The organism is Rhizobium sp. 10PS4, assembly GCF_032464805.1.
GTDB classification, from domain to species: Bacteria; Pseudomonadota; Alphaproteobacteria; order Rhizobiales; family Rhizobiaceae; genus Rhizobium; species Rhizobium laguerreae.
The window spans coordinates 477,833-498,085 of sequence record NZ_JAWDIW010000002.1; the positions used below are offsets into that span (position 1 = coordinate 477,833).

The window sequence follows — 20,253 nt, forward strand, 5'->3', positions numbered from 1 at the left end:
GCGAGGCGAGGCGCTGTAGAGATGCAGAATGTGTGCCCTACTGTCCCACCCCGGAGGCTCCCTATGGCTGGGGTCTTGTTGTTTCATCACACACAGGGGCTGACCCAAGGGTGCGCGCGCGTTCGCCGCGAAGCCCCACACGGCAGGTCGGGAGAGCGTCAGCTCTGCCGGGCTGCTGCGATGAAATCGGCCGACTGGCAGATCAGCGCATCTCCCATGAAGGCCATGTTGGCGAATGAGCGCTCGGCGGCCTCGGCATGCCCGGCGCCGCAGGCGTCGCTGATGACGAGCGGCACGAGCCCGAGGTCCGCACCGTGGCGAACCGTCGGCTCGATGCCGATTTCGGTGGCGACGCCGCAAATGGCGAAGCTGGTCAGACCCAGATCGCGCAGAATGATCGACAAAGGCGTGCCTTCGAAAGCCGAAAAGGTAATCTTGTCGATCACCGCCTCGTCGTAGCGCGGCTGAAGTTCGGGCACGATCTCGAAGCCTTCGCTTCCTCTGAGAAACCAGGGCTTGATGGCGGCCGGATCGTCGATCCTTTGCCAGGCCATGGCCTGACGGCGCTGGAAGGCGCCCATCAGAGCGAGCGGCATCGACATGTGCCGCATGAAGATGACGGGAAAGTTCGATGCCCGCGCGGCGGTCAGAATCGACAGGACACGGGCGGTGATGCCGGCGCCGTCAGGCATTTGCCGCATGATGCCGACCTGCATGTCATAGACGACGAGAGCCATTTGATCCGGCCGGCAGAAATCGCCGATCGTCTTGCCGGGGTGTTTGATGGAATGCATGCTCGGCCTCCTCTTTTCCTCCTTATGTAGAGGAGATGAATTGCGTCCGGCAAGCAGAAGGTGACGTGACGGCGGGCGCAGCACCGTGCGCAGGGCAGGCGGCTTTGAATTCGTTGGCACCGATCCCGAGTTCACCGGCTATTCCGCTCAGGTCGAGATGGCCGATCCGGAGAAGCTCGTCCCGGGCCGCCATTACACGCCGACAGGCATGTATACCTACCAAAAGCCCGGCACCATCGCGATGGTCGATTTCGATGGGGGCGCGTTTCACCGAACGCAGCCGATCACGCCGGAGCATGTGCAATCGGTGTTGCGGTATATTTCCGGCGCCGATGTCACGGTGACGGGCCTTGAGCTTGCCACCACCTGGACGGATCGCGCCTATCAGGCGGCGGCTTACCGCAAGGGCAGGGTGCTGCTTGCGGGTGACGCCGCGCACACCCATTCCCCCTTGGGCGGCCAAGGCCTGAACCTCGGGCTCGGCGACGCGATGAATCTTGGATGGAAGCTTGCAGCGACGATCCGTGGCGATGCGCCGGAGGGCCTGCTCGACAGCTATTTCTGCGAACGGCATCCAGTTGGAGCGCAGGTTCTCGACTGGTCGCGCGGCCAGGTCGCACTGATGCGGCCGAGCCGAAGTTCACGCGCGCTCGAAGCCATCATCCGTGACCTGATCGATACGCGTGACGGCGCGACATACTTTGCCGAGCGCGTCTGGGGTGTGTCTCTCCGCTACGATCTTGGCGGCAGTCACCCGCTGGTCGGCCGCAGCGCTCCCGACTTCGAGCTGGCCGACGGGACAAAGCTCGGCGATCGCCTCAGGCAGGGCAAAGGCCTGCTTTTGGACTTTGACGCCGGTGCACCGCTGCAAGCGCTCGCAAGCCGCTGGAATGGGATCACCTATGTCGCCAGTGACGCCAGGGATCGGCTGGGGCTGAGCGCGCTGCTCGTGCGCCCCGACGGCTTCGTGGCGTGGGCTGGTGAGACTGTGCCTGACAATGAGGAAGCCGCGCAGGCCGCATCGCGGTGGTTCGGCAAAGCCTGAAACCATGAATGGAGCAATCGATGTACAGGTCTCGGAAAGGTTCTTCAGCCTTATCAGTCCGGTAGAGCGTTAGGAGGTTTCCCGCCTATCGCTTTTCGGCGGGTTTGCAGATGTTGCTTCGGCAAGGTGTCCGCACTCTTCCAGGCAAGGCGGCGACGCTGTAGAGTGGCGATGCGCCCGACCATCCCACCCGGAGGCCCCTTATGGCTGAGATCCTGTTGTTCCATCACGCGCAGGGGCTGACCCCGGGTGTGCGTTCGTTTGCCGACGATATCAGGGCATCCGGTCACATCGTGCACACGCCTGATCTGTTTGACGGGCGCACGTTCTCAAGCATCGAAGCGGGGATCGCCTATATCGGCGAGATCGGATTCGACGCCATGCGGGAGCGCGGCGTGCACCTCGCCGACGAATTGCCTGCCGGGCTCGTCTATGCCGGGTTCTCCTTCGGTGTGCTGCCGGCGCAGAAGCTGGCGCAGACGCGGCCCGGCGCCCGCGGGGCTCTGCTCTTCTACTCCTGCCTGCCGATCAGCGGCGAGTGGGCCTTCGGACCCTGGCCGGACGGCGTTCCGGTGCAGATCCACAGCATGGACAACGATCCGATTTTTGTCGGCGAGGGCGACATCGACGCCGCCCGCGAGATCGTGGAGAAGGTCGAGGGCGCGGAGCTTTTCCTGTACCCAGGCGATCAGCACTACTTCGCCGACAGCTCGCTGCCGTCCTATGACGCGGATGCGACCGCGCTGCTCACCCTCCGCGTGCTCGAATTCCTGAATCGCGTCTGATCCAGACATTCCGCGGGAGATCCGGTTTGGCTCCGGTATAGTCGTCCTGAGATAGATGCCGTTCATCCTGCAGCGCGGCTTCGGCGCGGAGCGGACTATTCCGACACTACGCAGAAATTGTTGCCTTCGGGATCATTCAAGACCGTGTAGCCATCCGCTTCCCGGACGAAGCTCGCTCCGAGGGATAAGAGCCGTTCTACCTCCCTGGCCCGATCGGGGATGGCAATATCGAGATGCAGTCGGTTGCGGGCGGGCCGTTCCCCCTGGCGAAGTTGGAAGCAAAGGCGGGTTCCGGGGCCTTCGACCATCACGGTCGGGTCAGTCTCGGGTGTCAATCCGAGAGCGGCAAGGCGGGCCAGTTCTTCGTCGTCATATGGCATCACGTCGTAGCCTTCGAGCGCCTCCGCCCAGAACCGGGCGACACGCGAGGGAATGTCGCAATCGATGACGATTTCTTTCAGCCTTGCCATGGGATACTTCAAGAATTGTTGGGCCGGCGACGGCAAACGCGTTCGACGAGCGCGCCACCGACGGCCGGCAGCAATCCGAAAAGCATGAGCTGCGGTGTCTCCGTCAAAGCCAACAGGCCAGACATGAGGAAGGCGACCAACAATCCTGCCAGCACCCCGGCTGCATAGGGCAGATAATCTTTCAAGAAAGCCTCCGTCTTGTGCTGATCTCAAACAGAAGGGGCATTATTGGCGTGAGATAGAGATCTTTGCGGTATCGGCAATGGCTGGTTGCGGCCGAACCTCACGTCGTCCGATCGGTTTATGCGGACTGCCACCACGCTGGTTTACGCGACAGGTCGATCCAAACGACGTGAGCCGGTGCACGTGTTTTGCAGGAGACGACCGATTTCTTTCGCGCTATGAAGACTGACCGCATATCCCCGCTACATCCGACACCGAGGTCCTTCACATGGCTTTGAAAATCCTTTTCGTTGGCGGTACCGGCCAGATTTCATATCCATGCGTCGAGCGCGCCGTGGTTCAGGGCCACGATGTCAGCGTCTATAACCGCAGTTTGAGAGGCGACCCATTGCCTGCGGGGGTTACCTCGATCGTCGGCGATCTCGCGGCGACCGCCTATGCGGACTTGGCCAAGGCCAGTTATGACGTCGTGTGCCAGTTCATTGCCTTTACGCCCGATCAAGTCGCGCGTGACATCGATGTGTTTGCCGGGCACTGCGGCCAGTACATCTTCATCTCTTCGGCTTCGGTCTATGAAAAGCCGCCGCGCCATTATGTGATTACCGAGCAGACACCGGCGATCAACCCCTACTGGCGCTATAGCCAGGACAAGATTGCCTGCGAGACGCTGCTCAAGAATTCCGAGAATCTCGCCTGGACCATCGTCCGTCCCAGTCACACTGTTCGCACCGGCCTTCCGATCATGATGGGCGACAGCGATGTCATGGCGAGACGCATGCTGGACGGCGAGCCCACTATCGTAGCCGGCGATGGCCACACGCCCTGGACACTGACCCGCTCGGTTGATTTCGCGGTGCCCTTTGTCGGGCTTTTCGGCAAGCCGGGGGCGTTGAACGAGATCTTCCACATCACCTCCGATCGCGCCTACATCTGGAACGATATTCAAAAGACGATCGCCAGATTGCTTGATGTGGAGGCCAGGATCGTACACGTGCCGACGGACACCCTGGTCCGGTACAATCCGGAGTGGGTTGGCCCGCTGCGGGGCGACAAGGCATGGTCGGCAATCTTTGACAATTCAAAGGTTAAAAGCGTGGCGGGCGACTTCACCTGCGCCGAGAGCCTTGATGAAATTCTGGCGGAGCCGATCATGCATCTCAAGCAGCGCCTGGCCAAGAACCGTCCGCCAAGGGGCGATCTCGATGCTTTGGTCGATCGGATCTGCGCAGCACAAAGCGCACTCGGCTAGGCAGCTCGCAGTAGAGCAACTTCATGGCATGCCGCTCACAAAAAAATCCCAGCCTAAAACACGTCCTAAAACATGATGGAGGTCGCGCCGGCTGAGGATCTCGGCAATGATGGGCATCCATTCGCCACTCCGATCCTATCAGGCCATGCTGTTCATTCCGCTTCCTTTCGTCGTTGCCCTGCTGCTGCTCATCCTCTTCGTCACCGTCCTCAGGCGCGACGAGGAGGCGCAGCCCAGTCTGCCGTTTCTGGCACTGATCCTGCTCGCCGTGCTGCAATCCGTCCTCTCCGGCCTGCGCTGGGGCTACGGGGTGCAGGCGGTGGGCGTGATCATGCCTGTCACCGCGGCGATGGTGCCGCCGCTTGCCTATGCCGGGGTTTCCAGGTTGGTGAGGACGAGCCGGCGGCCGTTGCCGACGCGCATTGCACTGCATGCGGTGCCCGCCGCGGTCATCCTGCTTTTGATGGTGTTCCGGCGGGAGGCGATCGATCTCGCGCTGGTGCTTGTTTTCGTCGGTTATACCATGGCGATCCTGCTTCTGATGCGGCCGGGCGCGGATGCGCTTCGGCTTGCGCCCTTCGAGGGAGCGGTGCCGGCCTATCGGGCCATCATCTTTGCGGCGGCGGCGCTGTGCCTGTCGGCCTCGGTCGATATTTTCGTTTTTTTCGATTTCACATGGGCGCATGGCGAGTATGCGCTGACGCTGATCAGCGTCAGCAATCTCGCGGTTCTCGTCATCCTCGGCATTGCGGCAGCGGCCGCCAGCCGAAGCCGGGCGCCGGCCGAGACGGTGGAGGCGGTGCTGAAGTCCGAAACGACCGAGGATAAGGAAACGATCGCCACGGTCGATGCGCTGATGGAGGCAAAAAAGCTCTATCGCGATGCCAATCTCAATCTCGACCGGCTGGCCCGCAAGGCCGGCATTCCCGCCCGCCAGATCTCGGCGGCGATCAACCGGGCGATGGACAAGAACGTCTCGCAATATGTCAATGACTACAGGATCGGCGAGGCCTGCCGGCTGCTTGCCGCGAGCCAGAAATCGGTGACCGAGGTAATGTTCGAGGTCGGCTTCCAGACCAAGTCCAACTTCAACCGCGAATTCCGCCGCGTGACGGATATGACGCCGCTTGCCTGGCGTGAGAGGAAGGGCGGATCAGGCGTCTCTTCGGCTTCGTCCTGAGGTACGTCCTCTCAGCTCCCGCCTACGCAATCGCCCGCCCTCGTGGTTCGAGACGGCCCCTCGGGCCTCCTCACCATGAGGGCTAATTGCCGCGCGGAGTGATCGGTGTATCTCAGATCGTGGGAGGAGGCCCCGGCCGCATTCCAAGCCGCCACCTCTCTCCAGCCTCATCCTGAGGTGCCCCGCAGGGGCCTCGAAGGACGGGGCTGGCCACCGCGTCGCTCTAACAATGCGGATGTTGCCGTTGGTGCAGAGCCCACCCGCCCTCGTGGTCCGAGACGACCCTTCGGGCCTCCTTACCATGAGGGCTGATCCCAGGTGCCTTGCCGCGCCAAGTACACAATCGCGATCGAGGACTGTCAGAAACGCGTTCGAGGTCGCGGTTTTGCTGCCGTTGGTCATTCTGGCGGCATGAACACGACATCAGAACATGATCGAGACCTTGCCACCAAGCTGAGATCACTTTCGATCGAGCCTGCGCCCTTCCAGACAGAGCCGCCGGAGCCCCGTGTCCGGCGGCATGTGATCCCCGGAGCAATGCTGGCCCTTGCCGCGACGGCATCGCTGGCGGTGGTGCCTCTCTATCGGCCCGAAACGCTGGAGCGCATCGAGACTGTGCTTGCGGGACTCATAGGCAAGGACGAGGCCGCAATATCCGTCCATGGAACCGACGTGCCCGCCGCCGGTCCTATCCGGGCTCTGCCCTCCAATAACCCAGCGGAGAGGGGGTTGCCGTCCCGGGATGTCACCGGCTCCGGCTACGTCGTGGCCCCCGATATCGCCACCATCTTCTCCAAATATGTGGGCCGGATCGTTGCCGTCGAAGTCGAGGCGGGCGACAGGGTCGTATCGGGGCAGGTGCTGGTGCGGCTCGATGATGCCGGCGCCGGCTTTGCGCTTCAGGGGGCCGAGATTGCCCGGCAATCGGCGGAGTTGGCGCTGGCGGCGAAGACTATTGAATTGGCGCAGGCGCGGTCTTCCCTCACGCGCACCGAGCGGCTGGCCGAGCGCGATGCGATGTCGGCGCAGACGCTGGAGGAGGCGAAGACGGCGTTCGACACTGCCGAGAATGCCGCCCTGCAGGCACGGCAGGACGTGGCCAACGCCGATCTCGATATCGACAGGGCGCGCGAGCACGTGGAAGCGCTGACCGTCCGGGCGCCGATATCAGGCACCGTCACGCGGCTTACCGCACATGTCGGCGACACCGTGCTGTCGAGAGAGGACAGCGTCCGGGAGAATGAAAGCCTGCTTGCGATTGCCGACATGGCGAACATGGTTATCGATGCCGATGTGGCCGAGGCGAATATCGCGTTGATGCGGCCAGGCTTGCGTGGCGAGGCGGTGCTCGACGGCTTTCCCGACCGGCCCTTTGCGGTCGAAGTATCGAAGATCGCACCGATGATTTCGCGGGAAAAGGGGACGGTGACGCTTCGCCTGTCGCTCTCCTCGCCGCCGTCAGACATGCGCCCCGCCATGGCCGCGCGCATCCGCCTTCTGGTGGGTGAGGCCGGGGATAGCAGAGACCATCAGCAAGGAGCAGAGCGATGACCGACACTCAAGAACCCTATATCGCGCTTGGCGGCGTCAGGAAGGCATTCAGGATCGGCGTGGAGACGATCCCGATCTTTTCCGGGCTCGACCTTTCCATAGCACGCGGCGATTTCGTCGCCGTCATGGGGCCGTCGGGTTCGGGGAAATCGACGCTGCTCAACATGCTCGGCGGCATCGACAGCCCCGACGGAGGGGAGATCAGGATCGGCCGCAGCCATCTCGAGCAGATGGGCGAAGGCGCCAGAGCCGCCTGGCGGGCACACAGCATGGGCATCGTCTTCCAGTTCTACAATTTGCTGCCGATGCTGAATGCGGGCGAGAATATCGAGCTGCCGCTGCTGTTGAAACCGCTCAAGCGCAAGGAGCGGCGGGCGCGCGTCGAGACCGTGATGGATCTGGTCGGGCTCTCCGGGCGGCAGCGGCAGTTTCCATCCAGCATGTCCGGCGGGCAGCAGCAGCGCGTCGGCATCGCTCGCGCCATCGTCGGCGACCCCGATCTCTTGCTCTGCGACGAACCGACCGGCGATCTCGACCGGAAGTCTGCAAACGATATCCTGGAGATGCTCGGCTTTCTTAATCAAGAACTGCGGAAGACCATCATTATGGTGACGCATGATCCCAAGGCGGCTTCCTTTGCCCGGCGCACGCTGCATCTCAACAAGGGCGAATTCGTCGAGCAGGAAAGGCCGGCCCAATGACCTTCTTCCAGCTGATGCGCCGCAATGCCTGGCGCAAGCCGCTCAGAGGCACGCTTCTGATGTTCTCGGTCGGCGTCGCCTTCCTGATCTATGGGCTGACGGCGAGCTTCCTCAGCGGCTCGCAAGGGGCGGCCGGGGCGAGCGATACGCTGCTCGGCGTCTTCAACAGATCGGGGCGGGCGCAGCCGCTGCCGCTTGCCTATCTCAACAGGATCGCCGCCGATAGCGATGTCGCCGCCGTCGCCTACATGACGCGCATGCGGGGCTTCGTCGATGTCGAGAAGAATGTCGTGATGACGAGCGCGGTCGATCCACGATTGATCGCCGCGGCCAATGGCGACGAGCTCGGGCTGACGCCGCAGCTGATATCAGCGCTGGAACAGGGCCGTGACCGGGTGCTGGTCGGCCGGGCGCTGGCGGAGGCGCAGGGCTGGTCGGTCGGCCGGCGCATCGGGGTCACCAGCCACCTGACAAGGGAAGACGGCAGCCGCAACTGGAGTTTTGAGATCGCCGGCATCTTCGAAGGGGCCGACGCCAGCACCGACACCTATTTCATGATCGCCCGCTATGATGCCGTCAATGCGGCGCGCGCCCGCGGCAAGGATACAGTCGATGGTTTCGTGGTGCGACCGCGACCGGGCGTTTCATCTGGCGTGCTGGCGGCAAGGATCGACGCGCTGTTTGCCAATTCGGCGGCACCGACGCGCACTCAATCGGAAAAGCAGTTCCTCGAGGCTTTCTTGCGGCAGTTCGCCGATATCGGCCTGATCGTCAGCCTCGTCGTCGGCGCCGCCTTCGTGACGATCCTGATGATCGTGGTCAACACCATGCTCTTTGCCGTGAGGGAGCGCAGCTTCGAGATCGGCGTCATGAAGGTGCTCGGCTTTTCCAGGGGGCGGATCATTGCATTGATCCTCGGCGAGACACTGTTCGTCTTCGCCGTCGGCGGGGCGGGCGGGCTCGTTCTCGCCAAGCTCGCGACGCTGTTTGCCGGGCCGGAATTCGGCCTCGCCTTCACCTCATCCGTGCTGGCGAAATCCGTCGCCATCATCGCCGCCCTCGGCCTCCTGACCGGCTTGCTGCCTGCCGTCAACGCCATGCGCCTGCCCATCATCAACGCCTTCAGATCGAGATAATCCAATGTCATCAGTGCTCGAGCAGATCTTTCTCATGATCAGAGTCAATCTCGGCAGTCTGCCGCGGCGGCTCGCGATCTCGCTGTCGATGCTGCTGTCGGTCGCGCTCGTGGTGGCGGTGCTTGCGGGTTTTCTCGCCATGGCCAGGGGCTTCGAGGCGACCCTTCAAGGCGCGGGTTCATCAGGCATCGCCGTCATTCTCGGCGGCGGCACCAACCAGGAGACCGGTTCCGATGTGCCGGCCGAGACGATCCGCAGCCTGACCGCCATGACCGGCGATATCGGCGTGGCGCGCAATGCCGTGGGCGGCTTGGCGCCCGTCGGCGGCCTGGCGCTGTCGCGCGAAATCCTCGTTCCCGTCGATGTCATCAGGGCAAGCGACGGTGCCGACCAAACGCTGTCGCTGCGGGGCATGGACCCGGCCGGGCCCGGCCTGCGCGACCGCGCCGCGCTGTCCCAAGGGCGGCTGTTTTCGCCGGGCGCCCGCGAGATTGTCGTCGGCGCCCGCATCGCCGATGAATTCTCCGGCTTCGCCATCGGCGACAAGGTGCGACTCGGCGCGGTCGACTGGACGGTCGTCGGGCATTTCACCTCTGGCGGCAGCGCCTTCGAATCCGAGATCTGGGCGGATCTGGAGGCGGTGCAATCGGCCTTCGACCGGCAGGGACAGGTGCAGAGCCTGCGCGTGCGTCTCGATGGGGCAGGCGGGTTGCCTGTGTTGCAGGAGCATCTCTCCGCATTTCCCGGTGCGCCGCTCACCGCCCTCTCCGAGGCCGATCTCTATGCGGCGCAATCTGAGCGCACCAGCAGTCTCATCCGCCTGTTCGGCTGGCCGCTGGCGCTCTTGATGGCGGTCGGGGCAACCGCCGGCGCTTTGAATACGATGATGAGCTCGGTCTCCGACCGGACCGTCGAGATCGCCACGCTCCGCCTGCTCGGCTTCGGCCGCCTGCCGGCCTTCACTGCCACCTGGGTCGAGGCTGTGGCTCTCTCGATCACCGGCGCCGCCCTCGGCATCCTCGCCTCATGGCTCGCCTTCAACGGCTGGCAGGCCAGCACGATGGGCGCCAACAATACCAAGATGGCCTTCCAGCTCGACGTCACCGCCGACGTCGCGTTCACCGCCGGCCTGCTGGGACTTGCCATCGGCATAATCGGCGGCGCGTTGCCGGCACTTGCGGCGACCCGGCTGCCGCTGACCTCGGCTTTGCGGGCGAGAGGGTAGAGGCTGGCTGTCTAAATCTTCCGGGCGGGTCACATCATCACGGCGACCGTCCTGATCGGCCCGAAGGAGACATCCGGGCGGATCGCCGCCGCTTCATCTGTCCAACCCATGGAAACTGTGGCATAACTCAGCCATGGCAATGAATGTCTTGGCGGTCCATCGCGACACGGTCGGGACGGAACAGGCGGCAGGCAATTCGCTTGCCGCCGCCTATTCCGTAGGCGTTCTCTGCTGGCTGCTGTCGGCCGGCGTCTATATCGCGGCGAAATGGGTTTCTACCGAGATGCCGCCCTGGGCGCTCTGCTTCTGGCGCGTGCTGATCGCCTTCGCGATCCTGATGCCGATCGTGCGCCGGCATTTTGGTGACATGGTCGCGCTGATGTGGGCTCGCCCGCTCGAACTGCTTCTCATTGGCGGTGTGGGACTGGCGATCTGCCAGGGCATGATTTTTGTCGGCCTCGAACATGCCGATGCCACCACTGCCGGCATCATCATCGCCCTGATCCCGATCATCACCATGATCCTTGCCCGTTTGATGCTGGCCGAGCCGATGGGACGCTGGCAGGTGATCGGATCGATCCTGGCCTTTCTCGGGATCGTGGTCATCATCATCAAGGGCAGTCGGGCCGCGCTGATGCGGCTCGACTTCAACCCGGGTGAACTGTGGATCGTCGCCGGCGCGTTCTGTTTCAGTCTTTATACCGTCCTGCTCCGCCGCGCGAAATTCGACATGAATCGCCTTGCGCTCCTGGTGCTGCTGCTCGGTGCGGCGGTGCTGACGGCGCTGCCCTTCTACCTGTTCGAGCTATTCTCAGACGAGCGCTCGACGCTCAACAGCAGCGGGCTCATCGCGCTCGCCTATGTCGCGATCCCCGGCGGGGCGGTCATGTACTACCTCTTCAATCGCAGCATCGAGGCACTGGGCGCGGCTCGGGCAGGCGTCCTCCTCTACATTCAGACCATCTTCATCGCCGTGCTCGCCTATCTGATCCTCGGCGAGCAGTTGCAACGCTATCACCTCGAAGGCGCGGCACTCATCATCGCCGGCTTGCTTCTCATCATCCTGCTGAAGCCGAAGATCAAGGCCGAAGCGGCTACTGCATAATTCCTTAAATCGGGATCGATTTAAGGATAAAATTATGCAGCAATTCAAAGTGCTACAGCGTCCTTTGCGCGTCTGAAAAGACGCGCGGCGCTGTAGGGCCTGAGGCCTCCCCATCGCTGCGACATGGTTGCCGCTGACCTCGGCTTTGAGGGCGAAGGGGTAGGGTTTCACCTTGGAGTGCGCCTTTCGCTTACGCTCAAGGTGTTCGTCGCTGGCGCTCCTCACCCCCTGAGCGCAAGCGAGGCAAGAATCACATGGCGCACAGACCGAAGGCGACGTGTGCCTCGCGCAAACACGCCGCGATTTATTCACCTCGAAGTCGCTGATTTCTCGGCCCAAGTTGTAACTTTTGTCACACCAGGCAATTGCCTGTGGAATGAGGCGCGCGGACTCGCCCGCTGCCGCATTGACAACATCTTATCGCCTTCTTGCCGTGGCCGGTTGCCCCCGCCGCATCCGATCGGCCGATCCTGGCGATCCCGGCGGCGACATTAGCGATCCGACGAATAGGGCAACATGGCGATATGACAGTCTACTATGTGAACTCAGCGACTGGCTCCGACCGCAACGGTGGAACGGGCCAGAACTCGGCTTTTGCGACTTTGTCCAAAGTGGAATCCTTGAAACTGAAACCCGGCGACAGCGTGCTTCTTGCCAAGGGTAGCGTGTTCAACGAGCAGTTCGATATCAAATATTCTGGCAGCGAGAGTGCGCCGATCAAGATCGGCAGTTACGGGACGGGTGCGGCACCCGTCATCCACAGCAGCGGCGACGGCATCCACAGTCTCTATGCCTCCAACATCGTCATCGAGAATCTGAAGATATCGAATATTGGCGGTTCAGGCATCTATGGCGGCAGTGTCACGAACTGGACGGTCCGCGACGTCGAGATCGCCAAGACCGGATTGTCGGAAAACGCAGGCGCCGTCACCTTCCGGAGCAGCAAGAACGTCACGGTCGAAGATAGCAAGATATCGGGCGTTAGAGGCGACGGCTTCTGGATCGAGAAGGTCGACGGCGTCAAGCTCCTCAACAACACCGTCACCAGCGCGAACGGCTCGACGGCCGATGCCGTGCAAGTGAATGACAGCAGCAATATTCTGATCAAGGGCAATCATCTCGACCAGACCGACGCCAGCACTCCGAAGGGGGTGATAGCACTGGTGCGGGCAACGAATGCCGTGGTCGAGGACAATGTGCTCACCGGCGGCGGCTTCGGCATCAGCGCGCCCGCTGGCAAGAACGTCGCCATCCGCGACAACGACATATCCGGATATCACGGTTACAGCTGGTCCTTCGCCGTCGGTCTCGGCGACCAGGGCAATGCGCGGGACTATGATATTTCAGGCAACCATATTCATGACGGCGCATGGGGCGTTGCCATCAGTGGCCCCAGCGGCGCCAGCTATACCCGCACGAATATCAAGGTCCACGACAACGTCTTCGACGACCTCTCGCAGGCGGCGCTGAAGGTCGACAGGCCGGCATCCGGCTCCTTCTACAACAATACGATCGAGACCGGCACCAAGGCCACCAGCATATCGCCGGCCATTGCCGACGCGCATACCTTTACGGTCAAAGGCAACCATACGGTCGCCAATGTCGAGACGGCGCTGGCAAGCCCGGTTACGAAGACCGCGGCAGTCACGGAGGCCTCCGCGGATCCGGCAGTTGTCGCCGTCCATGATAATTTGAAAATCTTCACCGATACGGGCGACGCCCATCGCGGCAATCTGATCGAAAACGACAGCTCGGACAATGACACCCTGGTGCTGCGCCGCTTCGGCGACGAAACCGTCGGCAAGCACGGCCTGACGCTGACCGGGGAATATGGCGAGATCCATGTGGACCGGGAAGGCAACTATGCCTACACGCTCGATGAAACGAAGCTCCCTGACCATAGCGGACATGTGAGCGAGTCGTTCAGCTACGGGATCAATGATGGAAGCTCGCATCATAGCGACGCGGATACGCTGACCGTCTTCATCCACCTGGATGGCTTGCTGAGCTGAGGTGAGAGTGCCGGGAGCGGCGCAATGCCGGGAGGCGTTCCTTCCGGCGAGGCGTGGCTCGCCCAGGGAGGCGTGGCTCCCCCGGGGAAGCGTTGTTCTCGCCATCAAATGGCTCCGCAGTGTCCCTCATCCGGCTGCCGCCGGGTGAGGGTACGGGGTTGCAATACGGCCTCAACCTTTCTTGCTTGCGACTGACCTGAAACAGGACATCTCATCTCTGCGACCATACGTCGCCGAGGTATACGGTTATCATTCATTCACCTTTCGGTCGTTATTTAGTAGCTTGTTTTCGTATAAGTTGTCATTTCCAGGGTACGCCTCCGCCAGGCGTTCTTGGGACCAAGGCAGGCCCACAGGGTCTGCCAACCGTCGTGAGGGCAATATCGAAGGCCTTTTGACATGGCCTTTAGCCCCGACCGCATCCGATCCACGCGTCGCAGCCGATTCAGACGGCTGCGCGAGCAATTCGAGAACAAGGCGATATGGCAATCTATTATGTGAATCCAGCGATAGGCTCCAACAGCAACAATGGAACGAGCGAGGACACGCCGTTTGCATCGTTCTGGGCGGTGGAAAACTTGAAGCTGCAGCCGGGTGACAGCGTGCTGCTCGCCGCCGGAAGCGTATTCAACGACCAGCTCGACCTTAAATATTCCGGCAGCGTCGCGGCTCCGATTACGATCGGCAGTTATGGTGTCGGCGATGCGCCGGTCATCCATAGTCCCAACGACGGCATCCACAGCCTCTATGCATCGAACATCGTCATCGAGAACATCAAGATCTCGGACACCGGCGGGGCAGCCATCTATGGCGGATATGTTTCGAACTGGACGGTCCGCAACGTCGAGGTCGATCACACCGGACTGGCGGGCAAGTCAGGTTCGATCACCTTCAGGACCGGCTCGAACATCACCATCGAAAACAGCACGATCAACGACGTGAACGGCGACGGCGTCTGGATCGAAAAAGTCAACGGTGTCAATTTTCTCAACAACACTGTCACCAATGCCCACGGCACCGCGGCAGATGCCGTCCAGATGAACGACAGCAGCAATATCGTGATCAGCGGCAATTATCTCGACCAGACGGGGGCAGCTACGCCGAAGGGTGTCATCGCGCTCGTTCGGCCCGTAAATGCCTTGGTCGAGGACAACGCGATTATCGGCGGTGGCTTTGGGATCGGCGCACAAGCCGGCACCAACGTCGCTATCCACGACAACGATATTTCAGGTTATGGCGGCTACAGCTGGTCCTATGCCATCGGTCTCGGCGACCAGGGAAATACGCGGGACTACGACATTTCAGGCAATTACATCCACGATGGTGTATGGGGCGTGGTGGTGAGCGCCTCCGGCACGACCAGTTACATTCGCGAGGGTATCGAGATCCACAACAACGTCTTTGACGATCTGTCGCAGGCAGCGTTGAAAGTCGACAGGCCGGCATCCGGCTCCTTCCACGACAATGTCATCGCCAGCGATGTCAGGCCCTACAGCATCTCCCCCACTATCATCGCCGCGAACACCTTTCCCGTCAGCAACAACACGACGCTCGACGAGGCCCAGGCGACGATGCTTGCGAGCAGCGATAGTCTCGCGGTCGGCGATACGACGCACACGGACACAGCGCCTGCACTTGTCGCAACCCATGACAGCCTGGAAATCGCCTCCGATCTGGATGGCGGCCATTATGGCAATCTCCTCGAAAACGACAGCTCGGCCAATGGAACCCTGCTGCTTCGCCGCTTCGAGGGCGAATTCGTCGACAAGGACGGCGTGACGCTGACCGGCCAATACGGCACCATCCATGTCGACAGTGACGGCGATTACACCTATACGGCCGACGCGGCAAAGCTCGCCGGACTCAGCGGAGACGTGAGCGACACCTTCCACTACAAGATCTCCGACGGGACTTCGCTGCATTTCGACACGGATACGTTGAGCGTCTCCATCCATGTGGATGACCTGCCGGGTTGATGGGGATGCCGGCAGCAAATGGCGTTGCATCATCGCGGCGGCAGTCCGCCCAGCACTTGCGAAGTCTCATTGATCGCCGAGCAGGATCCTGATGACGTCGACTTCGATTTCCGCGCAGATGATCTCGTATTCGGTGATGATTGCGGGATCGGCCGATCTATCTTGGCGCGCGCGATCGAGGACGGCGCAAGCCTCGCCGTAGTCGCCACATAATTCATAAAAATGGGGCTGGCTCGCCGCAACTGCTCTGATCGTTGCCCGCGTCGCAGGCAGCCTCATCATCAGCCTGGCCAGCCCCTGTTCTGCGGCTTGCCGGGTGAGGTGGGCTACGCCTTCTTTCCTGGCCATGCCGTCATCCCCGCTGCCTGTGTTTCCCGATCCAGGGGTACGCAATACTCATCCCCCGAGTAGTACGCAGGAATGCTGCATCTGGTTTCATGCCGGATGAAGGATTAGTGGCTTACCAGCGCAGGAGGCGGGGGCCGAGCAGCGCGCCGATTGCGCCGGTCAAGAGGATGCCGAGCGAATACCAGAGGGTGACGAAGGGCAGGCCGTTTTCCGTGCAGAACCAGGAATAGACCCAGGCGCCGGATGCGCCGGCGGCAATGCCGGCGATGAAGCCAGTGATGCCGAGGTTGCTCGGGGCACCGCCACGGAGAACCCAGGTATTTGCGATCAGGATCGGCGTGGCAAAGGCAAAGATCAGCAGCGGGCAATGCAGGGCGGAGGAGCCGAGCACCAGCACGGGATAGCTGGCGGCCGGCGACAAAGCGAGCTGGATGACCGCCATGACGGCGAGGGCGAGTATGATGGCCGCGGTAATCCCGAAAAAGCGGCCCTCCGAGCCATCCGGCCGGGACAGGCGGTAAACGGCTGCGAAGGCGGCGATTGCAAGCAAGGCATTGTAGGCGGACTTGATCCAGAAGACCGGCAGCATCAGCGCCTGCGCCATATCGGTGCGAAAGCCGAGGATGATAAGCATCAGCAGCAGCGAGACTGCTAAGGCCGGCAGGATGGCGAACGCGAAGCGGCGTTCGAGCGCATATCTCGGCACCGGCTTCAGATCCCGGACAAGGCTGTCGATCACGTCCTCAGTCTCTCTCACATCCCACCTCGCAATCTTGCCGCCAGCGCCTTGATGCCCCTGTGAACGCCGACCTTGACCGCCGATTCCGACTGTCCGGTGCGGCTTGCCGTGTCGGCCACCGACTGCCCCTCGAGCTTGACCTGACGGATCAGCTCCTGCTGGTGCTGCGGCAGTCCGTTCAACAGCCGTTCGACATCCATGCGCGCTGCAATCGCATCCTCCCTGAAGTCGTCTTCGATCTCCTCGTCCAGTTCTATTTCCGCCTTGTAGCGACCGCCATGCTTTCGGTGGTGGTCGATCAGCTTGTAGCGGGCAATCGAGAAGAACCACGCGGTGAACGGCCGCTCCCTGTCATAGGTCGCCCGGCGCGAATGCAGCGCCAGCAACGTCTCCTGCACGAGATCTTCCGTGTCGGATTTCGCGGTAGTGCCGATCCGCCCGCCGTAATAACCGACGAGCAGGGTTCGCAACGTCACGAGCAGACGCCGGTAGGCTGCCTCGTCCCCGTCGAGGGAAAGAAGCATCAGCATCTTCAGTGCTTGTTCCGAATGGGTGCTCGTCATGTCGTCTGCAATATCATTCGGGTGGATGACGCTTTGGTTACAGGCGGGTTCAAAAATCTTCCGGCGGCAATTCAAAGTGTACAGCGTCCTTTGCACGTCTCCAAAAGACGCGCGGCACTCTAGCGCTATCACATAAGCGTGAGGCTGTAACCGCCTTCGCAAGGGGATCGAATTCAGGACTGTGAGCCGTCGGCGGGTGCCGAAGGACGCAATGGCGACCGGGCAGCACCAAGGCCGACTGCATGCACAATGCCGGCATGGAGAAGGACACGATGAAGAAGGACACGATGATGAAGGCCTGCGACGCGATGAAGTAAACTTTGGCGCGGCCGCTGAAACTTTATCGCCAGCGGCCGCGTCCTTCTCGTGAAGACCTTTGACGCCGATCCGGAGGAACTACAATGGCCACGACCGATGCCGGCCTGGCGAGCGGACGCACGCTCTTCTACCGCCATGGCCTGCTGGTGCGCCTGTCGCACTGGGTAAACGTGCTGTGCATGACGGTGCTGCTGTACAGCGGCCTGCAGATATTCAACGCCCATCCGGCGCTCTATTGGGGCCAGTACGGCGCCGACGACGATCCGTCCTTCATTTCCATGGAGGCGGAACAGGAAGGCGATGCGCTGAAGGGCGTGACGCGCATCGGCGGATTGAGCTTCGACACGACGGGCGTTCTCGGGATTTCGAATGTCGACGGCGAGGCCGCGGTGCGTGGTTTTCCGAACTGGCTGACCTTGCCGAGCTACCAGGATCTGGCATCGGGCCGGCGCTGGCATTTCTTCTTTGCCTGGCTGTTCGTCATCAACGGCTTCATCTATCTCGCCTATGGTTTCGTCAGCCGGCATTTCCGCCGCGATCTGCTGCCGGCGGCCGAAGAGCTGAAGCCTTCGCATCTCGGTCACGAGATCGTCAATCACGCCCGGCTGCGCTTTCCCAAGGGGGCCGAGGCCCGCCACTATAATACGCTGCAGAAACTCGCCTATGTCGCCGTGATCTTCGTGCTGCTGCCGCTGATGATCGGGACGGGGCTTACCATGTCGCCGGGCTTCAATGCGGTCGCCCCCTGGCTGCTCGATCTGTTCGGCGGCCGACAATCGGCCCGCACGCTGCATTTCCTGACCGCCTTCTCGCTCGTCGCCTTCGTCGCCGTGCATGTGGCGATGGTGCTGGTCTCGGGCGTGTTCAACAATCTGCGCTCGATGGTCACCGGTTACTATGACATCGGGCAGGGAGGAAAGTCATGAGCCGCATCATCACCAGACGTCGCTTCCTGATCGGCGCGACCATGACGGCATCGGCGCTGGGGCTTGCCGGCTGCGATGCCCTCGTCGAAAACGATCGGACGAAATCGGTGTTGAAGATCGCCGAAGGCTTCAGCATGAAGACGCAGCGCTTCCTGCTCGGCGACGACGCACTCGCCCGCGAGTTCACAGAAGCCGATATCTCGCCGACCTTCCGCGCCAACGGCACGAGCATGCCCGACAATGCCCGCTATATCGACTGGATGAACCAGCGGTTTTCGGGCTGGAAGCTCGAGGTCGGCGGGCTGGTCGACAAGCCGATGCAATTGTCGCTGGCGGAGCTGAAATCCCTGCCGGGCCGCACGCAGGTCACAAGGCATGACTGCGTCGAGGGCTGGAGCGCGATCGGCAAATGGACCGGCGTGCCGCTTGGTGCGTTGCTTCAGACGGCCGGTCTGAAACCCGAAGCCCGCTACATCGTCTTCCACTGCGCCGACGAATATGAAAAGACGCTCGACGGCAGCGGCTGGTATTACGAAAGCATCGATCTCGTCGATGCGTTTCACCCCCAGACGATCCTTGCCCACAGCATGAACGGCCGCGATCTCGAAGTGGCCCATGGCGCGCCACTCCGGCTCCGAGTCGAGCGCCAACTCGGCTACAAGCAGGCAAAATACCTGACCGGCATCGAAGCCGTCGCCGATCTCGGCCAGCTCTACGGCGGCAATGGCGGCTTCTGGGAGGATCGCGGGTATGAATGGTATGCAGGCATATAGGCCCCCGACCGACATGCCGACCTTGACGTTTTCCTCGTGTCGGGTTCCACGGCCGGAGAGGTCGTCGTGGTCAAGGGTACGGAAATCCCGCAGCTCCCCTCAGGAAGAGAGACCGATCGTGATGGTGGCGGATAGCACGCCGCCGTCGAGCTTTTCGAAATCGAACATGTGGTCGGCCGCATCCTCCGGGAAGAGGCCGTCCTCGTCGTTGCGCGTATCGCGGGCAGGGCGCCCGAGATAGTCGGGATGCTCACCATAGATGATATCGCTCAGCACATCGTCGAAATAGATCTGGCTGACGAGAAGCTCCTTGCCCACGGCGAGGATGCGGCAGTGAACGTGCGGCGTGCGGCCCTTGTACCATCCGGGATAGGCCGTCAAAAAGCTTGCCTGCCCCGTGGCATCCGTCGGCTGGCGGCCGCGAAAGGCGAGCCCGCTGATCGCCTCGGCATCGCCGAAGGTGCACATCTCCGCAGCCTCGCGGCCGGAATAGATGCCGCGGTGATCGGTATGCCAGATTTCGATATCGGCATTTTCGACCGGCCGGCAATCGGCCGCGTGGACGATCCGAACGGCCAACCGCAAAGGCAGCCCGGCCTTTCCTTCCGAAACGTCCTGACGAGCCGGGACATTGTTGACATGGCAGGGGCCAAGGGTCTGGGCGACGGTCACGACGCAATTCGGACTGGTACGGAAGAGCGGCTCTGGCAGCTTTTCCAAGGTAACCGATTTTGTGCCGCCGCTTACGAAATCCGTTCCCTTCCAGTCGAATGTCCTGGCGGCAACAGTGACATGCCGCCACGGCCAGATCGCCATCGCAGCCACGGATGATGCGACAATGGCCGCACCGCCAAGCACAAGGGTTCGCTTCTTCATCTGTCTTCCTCTGCCTCAAGACGCAGGATTTAAGGAGGATGTGCGGGAAATTCCAATTAAATCCAGGCAATGATCGACGGCAACGAGATCATCTGCAATGCCGCCGAGACGCCAGGTGGGTCCCGAAGCGGCCACTCCTGTTTGCAGCCGGATTGACGGGAAAGCGTATTCTGCCGATGTTAGCAAATGGACGGTTGCTCCGAAGCACCCATTGGGCTCCGGCCGCTTAAAAGATGCTGTAAAGCATTGAATTACCGGATAATTTTATCCTTGAATCGATTCCGCTTTGAACTATGCA

At 61.8% G+C, this 20,253-nt stretch carries 19 protein-coding genes and 1 pseudogene; 13 read left to right on the forward strand and 7 right to left on the reverse strand.

What is annotated here, in order from left to right; translation table 11 throughout:
* Positions 1–158: 158 nt before the first annotated feature.
* Positions 159–794, reverse strand: coding sequence for a cysteine hydrolase family protein (locus RWJ89_RS05305; protein WP_168284881.1), 636 nt, complete (start codon positions 792–794; stop codon positions 159–161).
* Positions 795–861: 67 nt separating this feature from the next.
* On the opposite strand from RWJ89_RS05305, the pseudogene RWJ89_RS05310 reads away from it, so the two are divergent.
* Positions 862–1,839 (forward strand): annotated as a pseudogene (locus RWJ89_RS05310) (FAD-dependent monooxygenase); the annotation flags it as partial.
* A gap of 203 nt (positions 1,840–2,042) precedes the next feature.
* The gene (locus RWJ89_RS05315) at positions 2,043–2,624 is read left to right on the forward strand and encodes a dienelactone hydrolase family protein (RefSeq protein WP_316030654.1); all 582 of its coding nucleotides are present in this window, start codon (positions 2,043–2,045) and stop codon (positions 2,622–2,624) included.
* A gap of 95 nt (positions 2,625–2,719) precedes the next feature.
* Here the strand turns inward: RWJ89_RS05315 and RWJ89_RS05320 are convergent, their stop codons facing one another.
* The gene (locus RWJ89_RS05320; RefSeq protein WP_168284879.1) at positions 2,720–3,094 is read right to left on the reverse strand and encodes a VOC family protein; all 375 of its coding nucleotides are present in this window, start codon (positions 3,092–3,094) and stop codon (positions 2,720–2,722) included.
* A gap of 8 nt (positions 3,095–3,102) precedes the next feature.
* Positions 3,103–3,279 carry a hypothetical protein gene (locus RWJ89_RS05325; protein WP_165504409.1) on the reverse strand — a complete coding sequence of 59 codons (177 nt, stop codon included), beginning with the start codon at positions 3,277–3,279 and terminating at the stop codon, positions 3,103–3,105.
* 266 nt (positions 3,280–3,545) lie between these two features.
* Here RWJ89_RS05325 and RWJ89_RS05330 point away from each other — a divergent pair, with 266 nt between their 5' ends.
* The 9 genes from RWJ89_RS05330 (at position 3,546) to RWJ89_RS05370 (ending at position 15,412) form a co-directional block, all read left to right on the forward strand.
* Positions 3,546–4,526, forward strand: coding sequence for an SDR family oxidoreductase (locus RWJ89_RS05330; protein WP_316030655.1), 981 nt, complete (start codon positions 3,546–3,548; stop codon positions 4,524–4,526).
* 106 nt (positions 4,527–4,632) lie between these two features.
* Positions 4,633–5,706, forward strand: a complete 1,074-nt coding sequence (locus tag RWJ89_RS05335; RefSeq protein WP_316030656.1) for a helix-turn-helix domain-containing protein — start codon at positions 4,633–4,635, stop codon at positions 5,704–5,706.
* A 318-nt stretch (positions 5,707–6,024) separates the two neighbouring features.
* The gene (locus RWJ89_RS05340; RefSeq protein WP_316030657.1) at positions 6,025–7,257 is read left to right on the forward strand and encodes an efflux RND transporter periplasmic adaptor subunit; all 1,233 of its coding nucleotides are present in this window, start codon (positions 6,025–6,027) and stop codon (positions 7,255–7,257) included.
* Positions 7,254–7,958 carry an ABC transporter ATP-binding protein gene (locus tag RWJ89_RS05345; RefSeq protein ID WP_316030658.1) on the forward strand — a complete coding sequence of 235 codons (705 nt, stop codon included), beginning with the start codon at positions 7,254–7,256 and terminating at the stop codon, positions 7,956–7,958. The genes RWJ89_RS05340 and RWJ89_RS05345 overlap by 4 nt, the downstream gene beginning before the upstream one ends.
* Entirely contained in the window at positions 7,955–9,094 is a 1,140-nt protein-coding gene (locus RWJ89_RS05350; protein ID WP_316030659.1) for an ABC transporter permease, read from the forward strand. The genes RWJ89_RS05345 and RWJ89_RS05350 overlap by 4 nt, the downstream gene beginning before the upstream one ends.
* A 4-nt stretch (positions 9,095–9,098) precedes the next feature.
* Positions 9,099–10,319 (forward strand): ABC transporter permease, encoded by a 1,221-nt coding sequence (locus tag RWJ89_RS05355; protein WP_316030660.1) that lies wholly within the window; start codon positions 9,099–9,101, stop codon positions 10,317–10,319.
* A gap of 133 nt (positions 10,320–10,452) precedes the next feature.
* Positions 10,453–11,424, forward strand: a complete 972-nt coding sequence (locus tag RWJ89_RS05360; protein WP_316030661.1) for a DMT family transporter — start codon at positions 10,453–10,455, stop codon at positions 11,422–11,424.
* Positions 11,425–11,948: 524 nt separating this feature from the next.
* A complete protein-coding gene (locus tag RWJ89_RS05365; RefSeq protein WP_131663666.1) occupies positions 11,949–13,436 on the forward strand; it encodes a right-handed parallel beta-helix repeat-containing protein in 1,488 nt (495 codons plus the stop codon).
* Between the two features lie 482 nt (positions 13,437–13,918).
* The gene (locus RWJ89_RS05370) at positions 13,919–15,412 is read left to right on the forward strand and encodes a right-handed parallel beta-helix repeat-containing protein (RefSeq protein WP_316030662.1); all 1,494 of its coding nucleotides are present in this window, start codon (positions 13,919–13,921) and stop codon (positions 15,410–15,412) included.
* Between the two features lie 66 nt (positions 15,413–15,478).
* On the opposite strand, the gene RWJ89_RS05375 is transcribed toward RWJ89_RS05370, so the two are convergent.
* The 3 genes from RWJ89_RS05375 to RWJ89_RS05385 form a co-directional block, all read right to left on the reverse strand.
* Positions 15,479–15,760, reverse strand: a complete 282-nt coding sequence (locus tag RWJ89_RS05375; protein WP_316030663.1) for a nodulation protein — start codon at positions 15,758–15,760, stop codon at positions 15,479–15,481.
* A 112-nt stretch (positions 15,761–15,872) separates the two neighbouring features.
* Complete coding sequence (locus RWJ89_RS05380) at positions 15,873–16,517, reverse strand: NrsF family protein (protein ID WP_131663663.1); 645 nt, start codon at positions 16,515–16,517, stop codon at positions 15,873–15,875.
* Entirely contained in the window at positions 16,514–17,062 is a 549-nt protein-coding gene (locus tag RWJ89_RS05385) for a sigma-70 family RNA polymerase sigma factor (RefSeq protein ID WP_020050542.1), read from the reverse strand. The genes RWJ89_RS05380 and RWJ89_RS05385 overlap by 4 nt, the downstream gene beginning before the upstream one ends.
* A gap of 401 nt (positions 17,063–17,463) precedes the next feature.
* Between RWJ89_RS05385 and RWJ89_RS05390 the strand changes: the two genes are divergently transcribed.
* On the forward strand, positions 17,464–18,306 hold the full coding sequence (locus tag RWJ89_RS05390; protein ID WP_316030664.1) for a cytochrome b/b6 domain-containing protein: 843 nt from the start codon (positions 17,464–17,466) through the stop codon (positions 18,304–18,306).
* Positions 18,303–19,079: a molybdopterin-binding protein gene (locus RWJ89_RS05395; RefSeq protein WP_316030665.1), complete on the forward strand. Its 777-nt coding sequence runs from the start codon at positions 18,303–18,305 to the stop codon at positions 19,077–19,079. The genes RWJ89_RS05390 and RWJ89_RS05395 overlap by 4 nt, the downstream gene beginning before the upstream one ends.
* Before the next feature lie 99 nt (positions 19,080–19,178).
* Here RWJ89_RS05395 and RWJ89_RS05400 read toward each other — a convergent pair whose 3' ends face one another.
* Positions 19,179–19,955 (reverse strand): dioxygenase family protein, encoded by a 777-nt coding sequence (locus tag RWJ89_RS05400; RefSeq protein WP_316030666.1) that lies wholly within the window; start codon positions 19,953–19,955, stop codon positions 19,179–19,181.
* Positions 19,956–20,253: the final 298 nt, after the last annotated feature.